Origin of the sequence: Polynucleobacter sp. UB-Piko-W3 (assembly GCF_018881635.1) — a bacterium.
GTDB lineage: Bacteria > Pseudomonadota > Gammaproteobacteria > Burkholderiales > Burkholderiaceae > Polynucleobacter.
On the sequence record NZ_JACVPY010000002.1, the window covers coordinates 1,246,930 to 1,262,263 of the forward strand.

The 15,334-nt window shown below is 45.3% G+C and carries 18 protein-coding genes; 11 read left to right on the plus strand and 7 right to left on the minus strand.

Annotation, left to right across the window (positions count from 1 at the left end):
* The first annotated feature begins 4 nt into the window (after positions 1-4).
* Genes ICN31_RS06695 through ICN31_RS06710 form a run of 4 tightly spaced genes read left to right on the plus strand, consistent with a single transcriptional unit; the run spans position 5 to position 3,059 of the window.
* Positions 5-982, plus strand: coding sequence for a D-2-hydroxyacid dehydrogenase family protein (locus ICN31_RS06695; RefSeq protein ID WP_216259798.1), 978 nt, complete (start codon positions 5-7; stop codon positions 980-982).
* 22 nt (positions 983-1,004) lie between these two features.
* The gene (locus tag ICN31_RS06700; RefSeq protein WP_216259807.1) at positions 1,005-1,544 is read left to right on the plus strand and encodes a chromate transporter; all 540 of its coding nucleotides are present in this window, start codon (positions 1,005-1,007) and stop codon (positions 1,542-1,544) included.
* Positions 1,541-2,062 (plus strand): chromate transporter, encoded by a 522-nt coding sequence (locus ICN31_RS06705; RefSeq protein WP_216259810.1) that lies wholly within the window; start codon positions 1,541-1,543, stop codon positions 2,060-2,062. The genes ICN31_RS06700 and ICN31_RS06705 overlap by 4 nt, the downstream gene beginning before the upstream one ends.
* Before the next feature lie 19 nt (positions 2,063-2,081).
* Positions 2,082-3,059: a tripartite tricarboxylate transporter substrate binding protein gene (locus tag ICN31_RS06710; protein WP_216259819.1), complete on the plus strand. Its 978-nt coding sequence runs from the start codon at positions 2,082-2,084 to the stop codon at positions 3,057-3,059.
* An 11-nt stretch (positions 3,060-3,070) separates the two neighbouring features.
* On the opposite strand, the gene crcB is transcribed toward ICN31_RS06710, so the two are convergent.
* The 4 genes from crcB to ICN31_RS06730 are packed head-to-tail and all read right to left on the minus strand — an operon-like array spanning position 3,071 to position 4,596.
* The gene (gene crcB, locus ICN31_RS06715; RefSeq protein WP_088524906.1) at positions 3,071-3,448 is read right to left on the minus strand and encodes a fluoride efflux transporter CrcB; all 378 of its coding nucleotides are present in this window, start codon (positions 3,446-3,448) and stop codon (positions 3,071-3,073) included.
* A gap of 9 nt (positions 3,449-3,457) precedes the next feature.
* Positions 3,458-4,237 carry a 4,5-DOPA dioxygenase extradiol gene (ygiD, locus tag ICN31_RS06720; RefSeq protein ID WP_216259821.1) on the minus strand — a complete coding sequence of 260 codons (780 nt, stop codon included), beginning with the start codon at positions 4,235-4,237 and terminating at the stop codon, positions 3,458-3,460.
* Positions 4,238-4,246: 9 nt separating this feature from the next.
* Entirely contained in the window at positions 4,247-4,384 is a 138-nt protein-coding gene (locus tag ICN31_RS06725) for a hypothetical protein (protein WP_169709848.1), read from the minus strand.
* A 44-nt stretch (positions 4,385-4,428) separates the two neighbouring features.
* A complete protein-coding gene (locus tag ICN31_RS06730) occupies positions 4,429-4,596 on the minus strand; it encodes a hypothetical protein (RefSeq protein ID WP_161491176.1) in 168 nt (55 codons plus the stop codon).
* Between the two features lie 28 nt (positions 4,597-4,624).
* Here ICN31_RS06730 and ICN31_RS06735 point away from each other — a divergent pair, with 28 nt between their 5' ends.
* Together ICN31_RS06735 and ICN31_RS06740 are read left to right on the plus strand one after the other, a co-directional pair.
* Positions 4,625-5,287 carry a site-2 protease family protein gene (locus ICN31_RS06735; RefSeq protein ID WP_216259823.1) on the plus strand — a complete coding sequence of 221 codons (663 nt, stop codon included), beginning with the start codon at positions 4,625-4,627 and terminating at the stop codon, positions 5,285-5,287.
* 97 nt (positions 5,288-5,384) lie between these two features.
* Positions 5,385-5,837 (plus strand): cytochrome c, encoded by a 453-nt coding sequence (locus ICN31_RS06740; protein ID WP_216259825.1) that lies wholly within the window; start codon positions 5,385-5,387, stop codon positions 5,835-5,837.
* Here the strand turns inward: ICN31_RS06740 and ICN31_RS06745 are convergent.
* A complete protein-coding gene (locus ICN31_RS06745) occupies positions 5,824-6,507 on the minus strand; it encodes a cytochrome b/b6 domain-containing protein (protein ID WP_216259827.1) in 684 nt (227 codons plus the stop codon). The two genes, ICN31_RS06740 and ICN31_RS06745, sit on opposite strands and share 14 nt — an antisense overlap.
* A 29-nt stretch (positions 6,508-6,536) precedes the next feature.
* Positions 6,537-7,478: a 3-hydroxyacyl-CoA dehydrogenase family protein gene (locus ICN31_RS06750; protein ID WP_216259829.1), complete on the minus strand. Its 942-nt coding sequence runs from the start codon at positions 7,476-7,478 to the stop codon at positions 6,537-6,539.
* An 84-nt stretch (positions 7,479-7,562) separates the two neighbouring features.
* On the opposite strand from ICN31_RS06750, the gene ICN31_RS06755 reads away from it, so the two are divergent.
* From ICN31_RS06755 to ICN31_RS06770, 4 genes are all read left to right on the plus strand, one after another.
* On the plus strand, positions 7,563-8,492 hold the full coding sequence (locus tag ICN31_RS06755; protein ID WP_216259831.1) for a 2-hydroxyacid dehydrogenase: 930 nt from the start codon (positions 7,563-7,565) through the stop codon (positions 8,490-8,492).
* Positions 8,493-8,504: 12 nt separating this feature from the next.
* Entirely contained in the window at positions 8,505-9,431 is a 927-nt protein-coding gene (locus ICN31_RS06760; protein WP_088524912.1) for a dihydrodipicolinate synthase family protein, read from the plus strand.
* A gap of 27 nt (positions 9,432-9,458) precedes the next feature.
* Positions 9,459-10,409, plus strand: a complete 951-nt coding sequence (locus ICN31_RS06765; RefSeq protein WP_216259834.1) for a TAXI family TRAP transporter solute-binding subunit — start codon at positions 9,459-9,461, stop codon at positions 10,407-10,409.
* Between the two features lie 76 nt (positions 10,410-10,485).
* A complete protein-coding gene (locus tag ICN31_RS06770; RefSeq protein ID WP_216259835.1) occupies positions 10,486-12,498 on the plus strand; it encodes a TRAP transporter fused permease subunit in 2,013 nt (670 codons plus the stop codon).
* Positions 12,499-12,580: 82 nt separating this feature from the next.
* Here the strand turns inward: ICN31_RS06770 and ICN31_RS06775 are convergent, their stop codons facing one another.
* Entirely contained in the window at positions 12,581-13,714 is a 1,134-nt protein-coding gene (locus ICN31_RS06775) for a mandelate racemase/muconate lactonizing enzyme family protein (RefSeq protein ID WP_216259837.1), read from the minus strand.
* Between the two features lie 191 nt (positions 13,715-13,905).
* Here ICN31_RS06775 and ICN31_RS06780 point away from each other — a divergent pair, with 191 nt between their 5' ends.
* Entirely contained in the window at positions 13,906-15,327 is a 1,422-nt protein-coding gene (locus ICN31_RS06780) for a M23 family metallopeptidase (protein ID WP_216259839.1), read from the plus strand.
* Positions 15,328-15,334 lie beyond the last annotated feature (7 nt).

Consider the following 15,334-nt stretch of genomic DNA (forward strand, 5'->3'; position numbering starts at 1 on the left):
TGATATGGCTGCATTACCAAACATTGTCATTCTCGGAGATTACGAACAGGCTTTACGTCGTTTTTCGAACTGGGATAAGTTAGAGCAAAGTTCCAATCTCACTTTCCATCACAAGCCTTTACGTGACGAGGCTTTGTATGAAGCGGTGAAAGATGCCGATGCGATTGCGATCGTACGCGATCGCTCTCCTTTTAATGAGGCCATGATTACGCGCTTACCAAAGCTCAAGTTTTTAATGTTTACTGGTGAGCGCAATGGCACACTCGAAGCCTCCGCCCTAGTAGCGCGCAATATCCCAATGGCACACTCTCCTGGCGGCCCCTCTAAGGAAACTACTGCAGAACTCACCTGGGCTTTAATTCTAGGGGCATCTAAACGCCTGATTGAAGAACATAAGCTGATCGCTTCTGGTGGCTGGCGTGATCAACTCTCCGTTCTGCCAATGCTCTCTGGAGAGCGCTTGGGTGTTATGGGGCTTGGTGCCATTGGCAGTCGCGTGGCTCGCGTAGGCGCAGCCTTTGGTATGGAAGTGGTGACCTGGAGTCCACGTATGACTCCAGAACGAGCTGCTGCTGAGAATGCCAAATCAGTCAGCATGGAAGAGTTACTCAAAACTTCTAAGATCGTCACCATGCATCTTGTTGCGGGCCCTGGCACTAAAGGACTGATTAGTGCAGATCAATTAGCCTTAATGCGTCCAGACTCTATCTTGGTGAATACTTCACGCTCTGCCTTGATCAATATGAATGATCTACAAAAGGCGCTTGTTGCAGGCAGACCTGGACAGGCTGCTGTTGACGTGTTTGATATTGAGCCACTGCCTGAAAATGACGTTCTTCGCAACACACCCAATCTTTTAGTCACGCCCCATCTAGGTTTTATTGCCGAGCCCATTTTTGCAGTCTTCTCTAAGGGCATTACAGAGACTTTAGAAGCTTGGTTGGATAACAAACCAGTACCCCATCCATTCAAACCACAATAAGTCTTAGTTAGCCACACTCATTTTGAAAACACTGACACCCAAACAATTATTCATCACCTTTAGCAAGATTGGAATGTCTGGTTTTGGGGGTGTCCTACCTTGGGCTAGGCGGACTTTAGTTGAGCGTGACAAAATTTTGACCTCGGAAGAATTCAGCGCCATTTTAGGAATCTGCCAAATTGTTCCAGGTCCAAACATCATGAACTTAGCTGTTTGTATTGGCTCTCGGTTTGGTGGTGCAAGAGGTGCATTGGCTGCAACTCTTGGCTTATGTTTAGGGCCTATTTCAATCGTATTATGTTTAGCCCTTTTATATGAACACTATAGTTATCTTGAATCTGTTAAGGGGCTACTTCGTGGTATTTCTGCGGTGGGTGTTGGCTTAATCGCATCAACAGGCTTTAAGATGATGCGCGATGAGTTCCGCTACCCCGCGATGTTTCTAGTTGTAGCACTCACTATTATTGCCGCTACAGTATTTCATCTTGGCTTAGGCTACGTTGTTCTGTTAGTTGCCCCAATCGCAATATTCTTAGCAAGAAAAAAGGCGCAGGCTCTATGAGTATTTTGCTTAGCCTTTTCTTAAAACTATCGGCCTTTTCACTCATTGCCTTTGGCGGAGTCAATGCTCTATTGCCGGTCTTATTTGATCTCGCCGTTAATCAAGAGCATTGGATTGATGTCCAGACATTTTCTGATTACTTTGCAATAGCTCAGGCTGCACCGGGACCCAACTTTATGACAGTCACCCTCATCGGCTGGCATATTTATGGCGTTCTTGGAGCGCTACTAGCAACATTTGCCGTATCGTGGCCATCATCCATCATGATTTTCTTTTTACAGCGCTTCATCATGAGAATGAAGAACCCATTAAGCAAAAAAACGATTCAATATTCTGCTGCCGCTCTTGCAATTGGCTTAGTCCTCTCTTCTGCATTTGAAATTGCCCTACAAATCAATCACAGTATGGCTGCCTACGTCCTGACGATAGGTACAATCGCAATTACTCTTTTGACGCGTTGGCATCCGCTGTATCTCATTGCAATTGGTGGGGCTTTAGGCGTCTTAGGATTTATTTAATTTAGATTGGGGAATAAGCATGCGATTTATTCAACCACTTTTGATTTGCGCACTCAGTCTTGGGGCGATCATCTCTTCTCCCTCTTTTGCACAAAGTAACTACCCCAACAAACCGATTAACTTTATCGTGCCCTATGGCGCAGGTGGAGGCGCAGACTCCCGTAGTCGCCAGATCGCCCAGAAGATGAGTGTGATCCTAAAGCAGTCCATCATCGTCGATAACAAACCTGGTGCTGGAGGCAATATCGGCACAGAGTTTATCTCTCGGGCTGCACCTGATGGCTATACCATTGGCATGGGCAACTTTGCGCCAATGGCCGTCAACAAAACGCTGTTCGGTAATTTACGTTACGACCCAGAAACAGACATCATTCCAATTGTATTAATTGAAAAGGGTCCATTAGTTTTAGTGGTGAATCCAAGCTCGCCCTATAAAACTGTACAAGATATTGTGGCGGCGGCTAAAGCAAAACCGGGCGCTCTCACTTTCTCATCTGGAGGAATTGGTGGCAGCCATCATCTCTCTGCTGAGCTCTTTGAGCAAAATGCAGGCATTGAGATGATTCATGTTCCTTACAAGAGTGGCTCTGCAGGTTTAACTGATCTGATGGCGGGTAATGTCACTATGATGTTTGACCAAATGTACTCGGCCATGCCCAGCATCAAAGCTGACAAAATCCGAGCCATTGCCATTACTAGCAAAAAACGCTCCCCCCTTCTCCCAAATATTCCCAGTTTTTCTGAAATTGGTTATCCAAAAGTGGAGGTATTAAATTGGCAGGGACTGATCGCACCCAAAGGAACTCCTAAAGCAATCATCGATCAATTAAATGCTGCGGCGAATGAGGCTTTAAAGGATCCGGCATTGCGGGAGCTCATGCTCTCACAAGGAAATGAAATTGGTGGTGGTAGTCCAGCAGATTTTGCTGCACTAGTTAAATCAGAATCTGCAAAGTGGAGTGCCGTTGTTAAAACAGCCAACATCAAGCCAGAGTAAATGGATTGCGCTTACTTTAAAGCTTGATAAGTCAGAATACCCAAAAAGGTTAGAGCTAGCGATCCGATCAAGTGAAGCAAAGCTGTGCCTAGCGCCCAAGTAGGCTCTCCGCGCTGCATCAGCGCAACGACTTCTGCAGAAAAACTAGAGAAGGTGGTTAAACCACCCAGAAAACCGGTAATCACAAACAACTTCCATTCAGGAGAGAGATTGGGATTATTGCCAAAAAAGGCTATGGCAATCCCAACTAGATAACCGCCAACCAAATTGGCAAACAAGGTGCCCAGGGGGATCATCGATGCCGTACCTGCAGCTAGAAAATTAAACCCTGCTCTGAGTAAAGCTCCGAAGCCTGCACCGAAGAAAATTGCAAAAATAGATGGCCACATAGTTCGTATTTATTGAATTGAAAAACCCAGCATACTGATGGAGCTCATCTCAATGCCGTCTATGTAGACTTTCGCATGCTCATCCTCTTCTTGCAAAGCCAAGGCATATAAAGCGGGCCAGTAATGCTCTGCTGTAGGGATGGACATATGAGCAGCCTCACCGTATTTTTCCCAATCAATCAAAGTCTCATGATGATTGGCGCCCATTTCTGAAACAAAGAAATCGTTAAAATCCTTCGCCCAAGTGTAAGGTTTTGCGCCCTCTTGCCAATGGATGGTACGCAAGTTATGCACCACATTACCACTGGCTAGAATCAGGATATTTTCATCACGCAAAGGGCGCAATTGTTTTGCTAACTCGTAATGCTGGCGGGCAGACTTCGAGCCATCTAGACTCAACTGCACGACAGGCACATCAGCGTTGGGATACATATATTTAAGAACTGACCAGGCACCATGATCAATGCCCCACTCATTTTCTTCCATCACGATGGGAACATTGAGCAACTCTTGCACGCGATCTGCTAAAGCAGGACTGCCGGGAGCTGGGTACTCAATTTCGAAGAGCTCTTGCGGAAAACCACCGAAGTCATGAATGGTTTTAGGCTTGGACATTGCAGTAACCCAAACACCCCGGGTGACCCAATGTGCCGAGATCACTAAGATAGCGTCTGGACGTTTTAATGATTTACCGAGAGTAGCCCATGCCGCAGTAAAACGGTTGGGCTCAATAGCGTACATCGGACTGCCATGGCCAGCAAATACTGCAGGTTGGCGATGGCTAGTCATAAATACTGGTTAACCGAATACGTAACCAGTATGAGCAGCAACTAAGGCAAACAAAATAGCCAGGCTGGTAGCAGCGGCTAACATGACAACTAAGGTAATGATCTTTTTGTTAATTTCTTCTTTAGATTCGTTATGCCATTCGTTCACGCTAAATCCTTTGCAAATACATTAATGAGTGGGGTAATTATCCACTATCGCCCTCGGCCAGCCTTACGCATCATGCCTTTTCCGCCGCCAAAGCCAGCCTGAGGCCTTCCAGCGGGCCCAGATGGACCTTTGGGTGCCGGTGGTCTGGCTGGGGGCTTGGCAACTACTGGTTTAGCCGGGTTTTTTGGGTCTGTTTTCTTATCGTCAGTCACTTTTAGCTCCTATAGATATCATATTGCCATGATTACTGACTATTCTATCCAAGCTATCGCTATTAATGCGATTCCCTTGATTTTTGCTATCACCATCCATGAAGCAGCCCATGGCTACGCTGCTCGTAAGTTCGGGGATAACACGGCCTATATGCTGGGCAGGGTTAGCTTAAATCCCGCTAAACATATCGATCCTGTAGGCACTATCTTAATTCCACTGGCGTTGATATTGACTGGATCACCTTTTTTAGTGGGTTATGCCAAACCGGTACCGGTGAATTTTGGACGCTTACGCAACCCCAGAATCGACTCCATCTGGGTGGCCTTAGCTGGTCCAGGATCTAACTTTATTCAGGCTTTCATCTGGGCAGTATTACTCATTGTCTTGGTAGGCTTTGGGATCGATGAAAAATTTTTAATCTCCATGGCGCAAGCAGGAATTCTGTGGAATTTAGGCTTATTGGTTTTTAACCTCTTTCCGCTCCCTCCGCTAGATGGTGGCCGCATTCTATCTAGCTTGCTGCCAGCACGCCAATCGATTGCTTTAGGAAAAATGGAGCCTTGGGGCTTTTTTATTGTCTTAGCCCTAGTTTTTACGGGCATCATTGGCAGTCTTTGGATGGAGCCACTGATGGCCCTCTTCAAATCAGTCCTCTACGCTCTCACTCTCCCCCTGCAAATGCTCTTCTAGCTTGGCTGTCAAACAAAAGGCCCTATTCTGGAGTATGCTAATTCTCAGTAAGCAGCGATTCAGTAATCCTTACATAACTATTTATTAGAGGTTTGATATGAAATTACAAAAGATTCTTTTAGCAACTACTGCAACACTCCTAACGATTAGCGCAGGCTTTGCTTTTGCTCAATTCCAAAAACCAGAAGATGCCATTAAGTATCGTCAGAGTGCGTTCACAGTGATGGGTAACTCCTTTTCAAAAATTGGCGCAGTAGTGAGAGGTGAGGCGCCATTTAATAAAGATGAAGTAGCGAAGAATGCCGCTATCGTTGCAATGATGTCTACCTTGCCATGGCAAGCATTTGGTCCTGGCACTGAAGGTGGAAAAGCAGAATCTGATATTTGGTCAAATAGCGCTAAATTCAAAGCTGCTTCAGAGAGAATGCAACTAGCTGCAGTAGATCTGAATAAAGCTGCTCAATCAGGCGACTTAGATAGTATTAAGAAGGCCTTTGGTGCTACAGGAGCAAGTTGCAAGAATTGCCATGATGACTTTAGGAAGAAGTAATCAAGTAACCTACTACTACCGCAACTAGACTCAAGAGCACTAGAGCCATACCGCGTTGTAAGGCTCCATCCTTGGATGCACGACCCAAGTCAGAAGGCAAGTAACTTGCTTCCTCGCTTGGGTCGATTTCTTTATCGCCACTGATCATTGGTGTAATTAGATCTTCACCCTTGAATGTTTTGTAATAGATGATGGCGGTGATGTGAATAGTCATTAAGGTGTAAATCAGCCAGTGATTCCAATAATGAACTTTTGAAAGTAATGACACTGTTGAGTTAGAAACATATTTCGCAAGAGGTCCTTGAAATGCAATTTCATCATCGACAAATAAGCCCGTAATCGCTTGAGTGCTTAGTGATATCAGTAGTACAAAAACAGAAAGCGCGCCCAGCGGATTGTGGCCTAAAACACGTGGTGCTTTGCCCTGCAGATAATCAATAACCCTTTGAGGGCTTGGAAGGAATGATGCAAAGCGTGAGTGCCTAGAGCCAATGAAGCCCCAGGTGATTCGGAAGATCAATAAGGTCAAGACACTGTAACCAAAGTAGGCATGCCATTGCATTGCATTGCCGCCAAGATTGACGCTGGTGATGCTACCGATAATGCAGAGTACTAATAGCCAGTGAAAGAGACGAATGGGCAAATCCCAGACACGAATGATTTTCTTCATGTCTTAAGGATAAGGCAAAACAACGGTATTTATTTGATCTGCGGCAAGTCTTTTTGGATAATTTTTAATCCCGCACGCAAAGCCTCTTGATAGCGCTCACGTTCGGCTTTAATCGTTTCAGCAGTCCAAGAAAAAAATCCTTCTCCAGTCTTCATGCCAAACTTTCCGCTAGCTACGCGCTCACTCACGCACTTAGCAATATTAGGTGAGTTGTTCAAAGTAGGGTAAATCTTCGTGCCCCCAGCAGCATGGATCTCAAGCCCTGCATGATCCCGCTGCATAGCAGGTCCAGCTGCAATGTAGCGAAAGCCAAAACCAAAGCGAACTGCCTTGTCGATATCCTCAAGACTACAAACGCCTTCGTCCACCATTGAAAAGGCTTCGCGTGATAAAGCATGCTGTAAACGATTGGCTAAAAATCCTGGTAAATCTTTTTTCACGACTACTGGAACCATGCCGCAGGCAGTCATCAACCTTGTCAAACTTTCACCCACCAATGGAGAAGTCTTTGCTCCATAAACCACTTCTACACAGGGCACTAAATGCGCTGGCATAAAAAAATGTAAGCCGATCATTCGTGCCGCAGTTTTTAAACCTTCTGCAATTTCACTAATGGGAAAGCTAGTGCTGTTACTAGCCAATACTGCTTCAGGCTTGGCATATTTTTCCAGCTTCACAAATAGTTCTTTTTTGATGTCTAGGCGCTCTGGCACACATTCAATGACCAGATCAATATCAGACCAATCGACCTCTTCAAGAGATCCTGCAACACTTAATAGATGAATACGGTTTTCATAGCCAAGCTCAGTCATTGTGTTGCTAAAGTAATCTGGCAATAGGGCACGACGCTCTGTGGTCGGTTCCACCACCTGAACAGCACAACCTCCTCGAGCACAGACTGCAGCTACGTCCGCACCCATCGTGCCGCCGCCGACAATCACTACCTTGGTTTCAGCTGGGGTAAACAACATTACATATTCTCCTAAAGGGGCAGACTTTTCATTGAAAATCCACATACAATGGGGGTCATTATTCAATAAAAAACATAGTGAGACATGATTCCCGTCAATTCGGTGCTGCAGGTCGGCCATTTCCCTGAATTAATGCAGGCAGAAATCGATCGTCGCTTTACCCCCACCCTCCATCTAGATCTTCAAGTTCCTCCGCCTGGCGGCCAGTTTGAGGCTATCTTGCTGCGTTCTAATACCAAACTACCTGAGGCCTTAATTAAGCAAATCCCCAGCATTCGGATGGTTGCCACTTGTGGGGTTGGCTACGACAACCTACCTCTGACATACCTTAAAGAGCACGGTATTAAAGCCAGCAACACCCCAGGCGTCCTTAATGATGCCGTTTGCGAACTGGCTATTGGAATGATGCTAGGACTTCTTCGCCGTATTCCTGAATCTGAGGCCTTTATCAAAAGCGGCGGCTGGTCCAAAGCGCCATTTAAGTTAGCGACTACTCTTGCTGGAAAGAAGGTTGGCATTGTGGGTATGGGTCGTATTGGCCAGGATTTAGCCAAACGACTAGAGCCTTTTAAGGTTGAAATTGCCTACAGTGGTCCCAGCCCCAAGCAGGTAGCCTGCACCTACTATCCCAATATCCTAGATTTAGCCCAAAACAGTGATGTCCTCTTCTTGGCCTGCCCAGCCACCCCCGATACAGACAAAATCGTGAATGCTCAGGTTCTAGAAGCAATGGGTCCAACTGCTTTTTTAATCAACATAGCCCGTGGCAGTGTAGTAGATGAAGAGGCTCTTTTATATGCACTGCAACATAAAAAGATTGCTGGTGCTGCCCTGGATGTTTTTGAGAATGAGCCCAACCCCAATAAGGGCTTCTTAAGCCTTGATAATGTTTTACTCACACCGCATATCGGTAGCGCCACCACAGAAACACGGATAGCAATGACCAATTTAGCTGTAGATAATTTAGAAGCTTTTTTTGCAAAACAACCACTTCCATCAGAAGTGTCTATTTAAAACGGAGTCAGCATGACCATTTCTTTAATTCCATCCACACTGCCTGCAGTGTTATCTCCTGTATTAACCCCATTTAAAGCAGATAGCACACCAGACGCACAAAAATTACTCAAGCAATGCAAATGGCTATCAGCAAATGGCGTTGGTCAGGCGATCTTTGGCACGAACTCCGAAGCAAATTCGATGTCTGCTACACAAAAGATGAATACGCTCACTGCACTGATTGAGGGCGGTTTAAACCCTGAGCATATGATGCCGGGCACTGGCTCAACTTCTGTTGAGAGCACCTATCGGATGACTGCTCATGCCTTAAGTCATAAATGCGCGGGTGTGTTGATGTTGCCGCCGTTCTACTACAAAGATATTACGGACGATGGTCTGTTTGCTTACTTTTCTGAAGTGATTCAAAGAATGGGCAACTCCGCATTGCAAATTTATATTTACAACATACCGCCTGTCACCAAAATCAATTTAAGCCTTTCATTGCTAGAGCGCTTAATTAAAGAGTACCCAAAAACTGTCGTAGGCATGAAAGACAGCTCTGGTGATTGGGAATATACCGAATCTGTGATTAAGCTATTAGCCCCTTCCGGCTTTCGCGTCTACGCCGGCAGTGAAACATTCCTCATGCGCACCTTACGTGCTGGTGGCGTTGGCTGTATTTCTGCTACCGCAAACGTCAATCCAAAAGCAATTGCTGATGTAGCGGCGCACTGGAGAGAATCTAATGCTGATGAACGCCAAGCAGATTTAGACAAAGTACGCGCTGTTTTTGCCCATTACCAAATGATTGCTGGCATGAAAACTGCTGTTGCACACTTTAGTAAAGATCCTGAGTGGTTGCGAGTACGCCCACCACTCATGCAATTGAGCGCTGATCAACAGGCTAAATTATTAAGTGAGCTCAAAGCAATTAATTTCAGTATGCCGGGTCTTTAATTCAATTCAACATTATTAGGAGACAAAATGAAACTACTTAAAATCATGGTGCTTTCTCTCAGCTTCTTGTGGGCAAGTGCACAAGCACAGAATCTTTCCATTGCAACCGGTGGTACTGGAGGCGTTTATTACCCAATGGGTGGAGGCCTAGCCTCAGTCTTATCCAAGCATGTCCCAGGTATGTCAGCAACTGCTGAAGTTACAGGCGGTTCAGTTGATAACTTAAAACTGATTGGCACTGGCAAACCTTACGTTGGTTTCTCAATGGCTGATGCTGCTAAAGACGCCAAAGATGGTGAAGATAAATTCAAGGACAAGCCAATAGATTTGCGCAATTTACTCATCCTGTATCCAAACCTCATGCACGTTGCTACAGTCGAGTCCACTGGCATTAAGACGATGAAAGATTTAAAAGGGAAGCGCGTCAGTACAGGCTCACCAGGCAGTGCCACTGAAGTCATGGCATTTCGCTTGCTTGAGGCTGCCGGTCTAGATAAAGATAAGGATGTAAAACGCGAGCGTTTGAGCGTTGCAGAATCCGTCAATGCAGTAAAAGATCGCAAGATTGATGCTTTCTTCTGGGTAGGCGGCTTGCCAACTGCAGCCGTTACTGATCTGGCAAACAGCCCGAGCATGAAAATCGTGATGATTGATACTGCTGCTGAAGTTCCTGCTATGAATAAAAAATATGGCAACCTTTACTTTCCATCCTTAATTACTAAACAAACTTATAGCGGTATGGAGAAAGACAATAATGTTGCAGCAGTTGCAAACTTATTGGTCGTCAATGCTTCTATGTCTGATGCTGAGGCATACAAAATTGTGAAGGCGATTTTTGATAATCAGCTTGAACTAGTCCGCTCACATGCTGAGTACAGAAATATCAAGTTAGAGAACCAAAAAGCGAATGCTTCACCGATTGCCTATCATCCTGGCGCTTTGAAGTACTTCAAAGAAAAAGGCATCAAAGTTAATTAAGCTTTAGCGGGGTGAGTTAATCTCACCCCTTCTGCTTTAATATGGCACATAAATATAAATATAGACGGGCTAGGCCATGAATCAAAACGTGATTGACAACGAAACTCAAGAAAAATTAGACGCCTTCATTAAGCAAGAAGAAGGTGACTCCAATGATTACAAAGGTCTTCTGGCGAAGTTCATTACCTTGGTGGCAGTTGGTATGTCTTTGTTTCATCTCTATGCAGCCTACTCTATAGTTCCAACACAGCAATTGCGTGTAATCCACGTGGCCTTAGTTTTGTTTTTGGTCTTTTTGAGCTTTCCCATTGCTACTCGCTTTAAAAATAGGTTGATGTTTTGGGATGTTTTATTTGCTATTGGCTCAGTTGCTATTGCTTATTACATCCTAAGTGGCGGCGATGATTTCATGGATAGAAACACCGCGCCAAATCCTACTGATATCATGGTTGGCATTGGTCTCATTCTGCTCATCCTAGAGAGTGTTAGAAGAACCAATGGCATGGTCCTAGTAACGGTTACCGTTCTCTTTTTGCTTTACGCCTTCCTAGGCAACTACCTGCCTGCGCCGTGGACTCATAAAGGCTATGATCTCGATCGTCTGGTCGGTTATATGTATATGAGCCTCGAAGGCATCTATGGCACTGCAGTCGACGTATCTGCAACCCTGATTATTCTGTTTACCATCTTTGGCGCCTTCTTACAATTTACTGGCGCTGGCAAGTTCTTTATCGACTTCTCCTTTGCGGCAATGGGTGGCAAATCCTCAGGGGTTGGCAGAACCATTGTGCTGTCTTCATTCTTAATGGGCGGCCCATCTGGCTCTGGGGTCGCAACTACCGTTACGGTAGGATCTGTTGCCGCACCCATGTTAGACAAAGTTGGCTATGAAAAGAATGCTGCTGGCGGTCTCTTAGCTGCCGGTGGTCTTGGTGCCATTATTTCACCACCAGTTTTGGGCGCAGCTGCTTTCTTGATTGCAGATTTTCTGAAGATTTCCTATTTAGATGTGTTGCTCATGGCAACTATTCCCACGATTCTTTTCTACCTTGGCCTATTTGTCATGGTTGAGATTGATGTTCGTAAATATGGGATGAAGAATATTCATTTTGAATCTGCGGAAAGTGCCTGGTCACTAACGAAAAAATACTGGTTCCATTTTTTCTCGCTAATTTCGATTGTGGTGTTCATGATGTTTGGTTTCTCACCGGTGATGTCGGTATTTTGGGCAACCGTAGTATCCGCTTTCTCCAGCATGTTGCGCGAAGATACTGCCATCATTCCGTGGGCCTGGTTTAAGGGTAAGGAGCCTATTCTTTCTGGGCTCTACAACTCTAATCTCACTAAAGCACTTGCTTCAGGATCTACTGGAGTATTGGCTATTGCCGCAACCTGTGCGGGCGCTGGCTTAATTGTGGGTACCGTTACCCTAACTGGTCTTGGCCTCAAATTTAGCTCGATTGTGATTCAGTATGCAGGTGGCTCACTATTGCTCACCGCGATCTTCACCGCTTTAATTGTTTGGATTGTGGGTCTGGCTGTGCCAGTCACTGCGTCATACATTATTTGTGCAGTGATAGCGGCGCCGGCATTGATCAATTTAGGTGTGCCCGCCTTTGCTGCACATATGTTTATTTTTTACTACGCCGTTCTCTCCGAGGTTTCTCCTCCAACAGCGCTCTCTCCATTTGCGGCAGCGGCGATTTGTAAGGGCAACCCCTATAGAACAACTTTACAAACCTGGAAATACGTTGCTCCAGCGATTCTGGTGCCATTCATGTTTGTTCTAGACAAGTCTGGAGTGAGCTTGCTCCTGATGGGCTCTAGCAGCGCCTTAGAACAAGCAGATTGGTCGCAAATTGCCTGGATCTCATTTACTGCAGTGGTTGGAATCATCTGTTTGGCGGGCGGTCTTCAAGGGTGGTTTATTGAAAAAACTAAGATCTTTGAGCGTGTGATCATGATCGTCTCTGGAGTTGCTTTGGCTTATCCATCTAGTGAGGCTGATCTGATTGGCTTTATTGGGTTTGCTTTAGTACTCATTACCCAAACGATGACCCATTTAAAATTAAGTCGTAAGTCTTCCTAGACAAAAATATTAGCAGTGCAGATATGAAAAATAAGGCCCGCAAATGCGGGCCTTATTAATTCAATGCTGATGTATTGAGGATTTAAGCGATCTTTGTCCACGCTGCTTTACCAGCATATTTTTTAACTGCAGCCTCATCAAACTCAAATCCCAAGCCTGGTGTTTTGTGCAGTATTAAGTCACCATTCTTAAAGGTAAGCTGCTTATTAATTAATCTACGGAAATTGAGCACCTGATCATCTAAGAAAAACTCTACAAATCGAGCATTAGGTGTGGCAGCAACTAAAGGTGCATGCAAATCATGCATCCAATGAGGGCAGACCGTAACGCCCTTTAAATCAGCATACGCAGAGATTCTGCGCCACTCTGTAATGCCACCACAAACAGCTGCATCTGATTGCAGGATCCTAGCACCGCCTGAGTCAATTAACTCTCTAAAACGCCAGCGTCCAGCTTCCATTTCGCCAGTGGCAACATTGATCTTCGTTAGGCGAGCAAGAGCTGCATGCAAATCTATCGCGTCTGGTGAAAATGGCTCCTCAATCCAGTAGGGGTTATAGGCTTCAAAACGTCGCACATACTCTAACGCAGTGGGTAAATCACGCCATGCATTATTGGCATCTAGAGTCAGCAAAATATCATTGCCGATGGCTTTGCGAGCAGCCTTCACTCGGGCCTCTTCTTGGGCTGGAGATAAACGCCCCACTTTCATCTTGACGGCTTTAAATCCTTGCTTAACATAAGACTCCATTTCTTGACCAAGCTTGGCTGGAGTTTTACCCTCAAGGTAATAGCCGCCACTTGCATAGGCAGGAACTCGGTCGTCCACTACTGAACCAAGATACTGATGTAATGGCAGGCCAACAGAGCGAGCGTTCAGATCCCAGAGTGCTGTATCCAAAATAGAGATGCCCCGCATCACTGCGCCAGTGCGTCCCTGCAAAATGGATTCGTTATACATCTCCATCCACAAGCCTTCACTGCGATGGCTATTCTGCCCAATCAGCTTTGGAGCTAATAACTGCTCGACAGCAATTTTGGCAATATCACCACCAGCACTGCCAACATAACAAAAACCAATGCCTTCATTACCATCCTTGCCGCGAACCTTCACCAGGCAATAGTGCCGCTCAGAAACGGTACGAGTGGAAAATGAAGTGACTTTATCCAAGGGCACTGCTACTGAGGTAACCTGAACAGATTCAATAATCGGCATCTAAACTCCTTATTTCAAAAAATGATTGTATCGATAGTTTAAATGCTCGATCTGAGGCTTAAGCAGTGATCATTTCATCAAATGCTCAACGCGAGATAGAAATACGACCCCTGAAAATACGAAGCCTCGCTTTAATTTGCTGCACTACAACATAATTATCCGTATGCTGGCTCACATTATTAGATAATTACATGGTGAACAAAAAAGTAACTTGTCGCTCCCTCCTGCAAAAAAGAGCGCTTCTTCTGATTGGGTATACCTTTCTAGGTCTGCTCCCTGCTTTTGTATCTGTAGCCAATGCCCAAACTAACCAAACCCGTAAGAAGGTGATTGTTCAGAATACGAAACCCGTTGGCTTTAAAGACACTGCAGCAAAAGGGGCTTCAAAAAGTAATAGCCTAAATCCTGCACTCTTTCAGCGCAAAGACCCCAACGAAGTAGATCTCGATAGCGCTAGTAATCTTGACTACCGCATCGTTCAAGGTTGTCTGCGACGCAGCTTTAACGAAGATAATTTGCCTGCCAGCGTTGGTATTGATAACCGGCAGTTTTCAGAATTTTTCAAAACTCAAACTAAAACGTTCTTTGATCGCATGCGCGGTGATTGCATTCCTTATGCAGCTGCGTTTGGCAGCCGTAACCGCTTTGACTCCCTGAGCATTATGAATGGCCCGATTCAGGATAGTAAAACAGAAGTATGGACATTCACACCGTCCGCATTTGGTGGATTCTTAATTCAACAAGACTATTTAAAAAATGAATCTAAGAACCTGACTGAACTACGAATTCCATTGAGAGATGTTTTATACGACCCCCGTAAGGTTGGCGACCTACTCCCAGTGGAATTGGTTTGGGAATTAAATTCTCTCATTAAACAGATCTATCCGGAAGAAAATAACTCATTAGAAAATACCAATAGCATCGTTCGTTTAATTGTGGACTTTGGTGATCGCGAGAGGTGGGCCCAAATCTGGGCTACTGAAATCATTGATCCAGCGAATAAAGAGGTATTTGCCAGTGCCTATTGGGTAGATCGTAACGATATCCCTGGTGGCTTCTTTACTGGGAGTGGTGAATCTCTCGAGCGATCTTTTTGGACAAATCCACTAAGCTATCGTCGTATTTCACGAGGCGTTGGTAGCGTTCGTGCTTCTAGCAAGCGCCCAAGTAGTAATGCATCTGCTGCCCCAACCCAACAACCCAAGCAGCGCTATCGAACCCACATGGGCATTGATTATGCTGCGCCAACCGGCACCCCTATCTTTAGCGTAGCCAATGGTAAAGTTGCTCACCTTGGCTATAGCGGTGCTTTTGGTAATCTCATTATTTTGGAGCACCCTGGCAACTACCACACCTACTATGCGCATCTTAGTAACTACAACGTTGAGCTTGCAGTGGGCAATGAAGTACGCCGCGGTTTAGAGATTGGCTATGTTGGATCAACGGGAAGATCAACTGGTCCACATCTCCATTTTGAACTGAGAAAAAATGGTATCTATATTGATCCATACGGAATCAAGACTCAGCTCGATTTATGGTCTATGCGAAACAATGAAAGCGGTCAGCTTACAAGAGAAATTCTTTTGCTGGGAAGCCCTATCAAATCGAATTGATAGAACT

What these genes read in the sequence shown, in the direction of transcription:
- ICN31_RS06695 (WP_216259798.1), top strand. Translation starts at nt 5, where the DNA reads ATGGCTGCATTACCAAACATTGTCATTCTCGGAGATTACGAACAGGCT.
- ICN31_RS06705 (WP_216259810.1), top strand. Translation starts at nt 1,541, where the DNA reads ATGAGTATTTTGCTTAGCCTTTTCTTAAAACTATCGGCCTTTTCACTC.
- ICN31_RS06710 (WP_216259819.1), top strand. Translation starts at nt 2,082, where the DNA reads ATGCGATTTATTCAACCACTTTTGATTTGCGCACTCAGTCTTGGGGCG.
- crcB (WP_088524906.1), bottom strand. Translation starts at nt 3,448, where the DNA reads ATGTGGCCATCTATTTTTGCAATTTTCTTCGGTGCAGGCTTCGGAGCT.
- ygiD (WP_216259821.1), bottom strand. Translation starts at nt 4,237, where the DNA reads ATGACTAGCCATCGCCAACCTGCAGTATTTGCTGGCCATGGCAGTCCG.
- ICN31_RS06735 (WP_216259823.1), top strand. Translation starts at nt 4,625, where the DNA reads ATGATTACTGACTATTCTATCCAAGCTATCGCTATTAATGCGATTCCC.
- ICN31_RS06740 (WP_216259825.1), top strand. Translation starts at nt 5,385, where the DNA reads ATGAAATTACAAAAGATTCTTTTAGCAACTACTGCAACACTCCTAACG.
- ICN31_RS06745 (WP_216259827.1), bottom strand. Translation starts at nt 6,507, where the DNA reads ATGAAGAAAATCATTCGTGTCTGGGATTTGCCCATTCGTCTCTTTCAC.
- ICN31_RS06750 (WP_216259829.1), bottom strand. Translation starts at nt 7,478, where the DNA reads ATGTTGTTTACCCCAGCTGAAACCAAGGTAGTGATTGTCGGCGGCGGC.
- ICN31_RS06755 (WP_216259831.1), top strand. Translation starts at nt 7,563, where the DNA reads ATGATTCCCGTCAATTCGGTGCTGCAGGTCGGCCATTTCCCTGAATTA.
- ICN31_RS06760 (WP_088524912.1), top strand. Translation starts at nt 8,505, where the DNA reads ATGACCATTTCTTTAATTCCATCCACACTGCCTGCAGTGTTATCTCCT.
- ICN31_RS06765 (WP_216259834.1), top strand. Translation starts at nt 9,459, where the DNA reads ATGAAACTACTTAAAATCATGGTGCTTTCTCTCAGCTTCTTGTGGGCA.
- ICN31_RS06770 (WP_216259835.1), top strand. Translation starts at nt 10,486, where the DNA reads ATGAATCAAAACGTGATTGACAACGAAACTCAAGAAAAATTAGACGCC.
- ICN31_RS06775 (WP_216259837.1), bottom strand. Translation starts at nt 13,714, where the DNA reads ATGCCGATTATTGAATCTGTTCAGGTTACCTCAGTAGCAGTGCCCTTG.
- ICN31_RS06780 (WP_216259839.1), top strand. Translation starts at nt 13,906, where the DNA reads ATGGTGAACAAAAAAGTAACTTGTCGCTCCCTCCTGCAAAAAAGAGCG.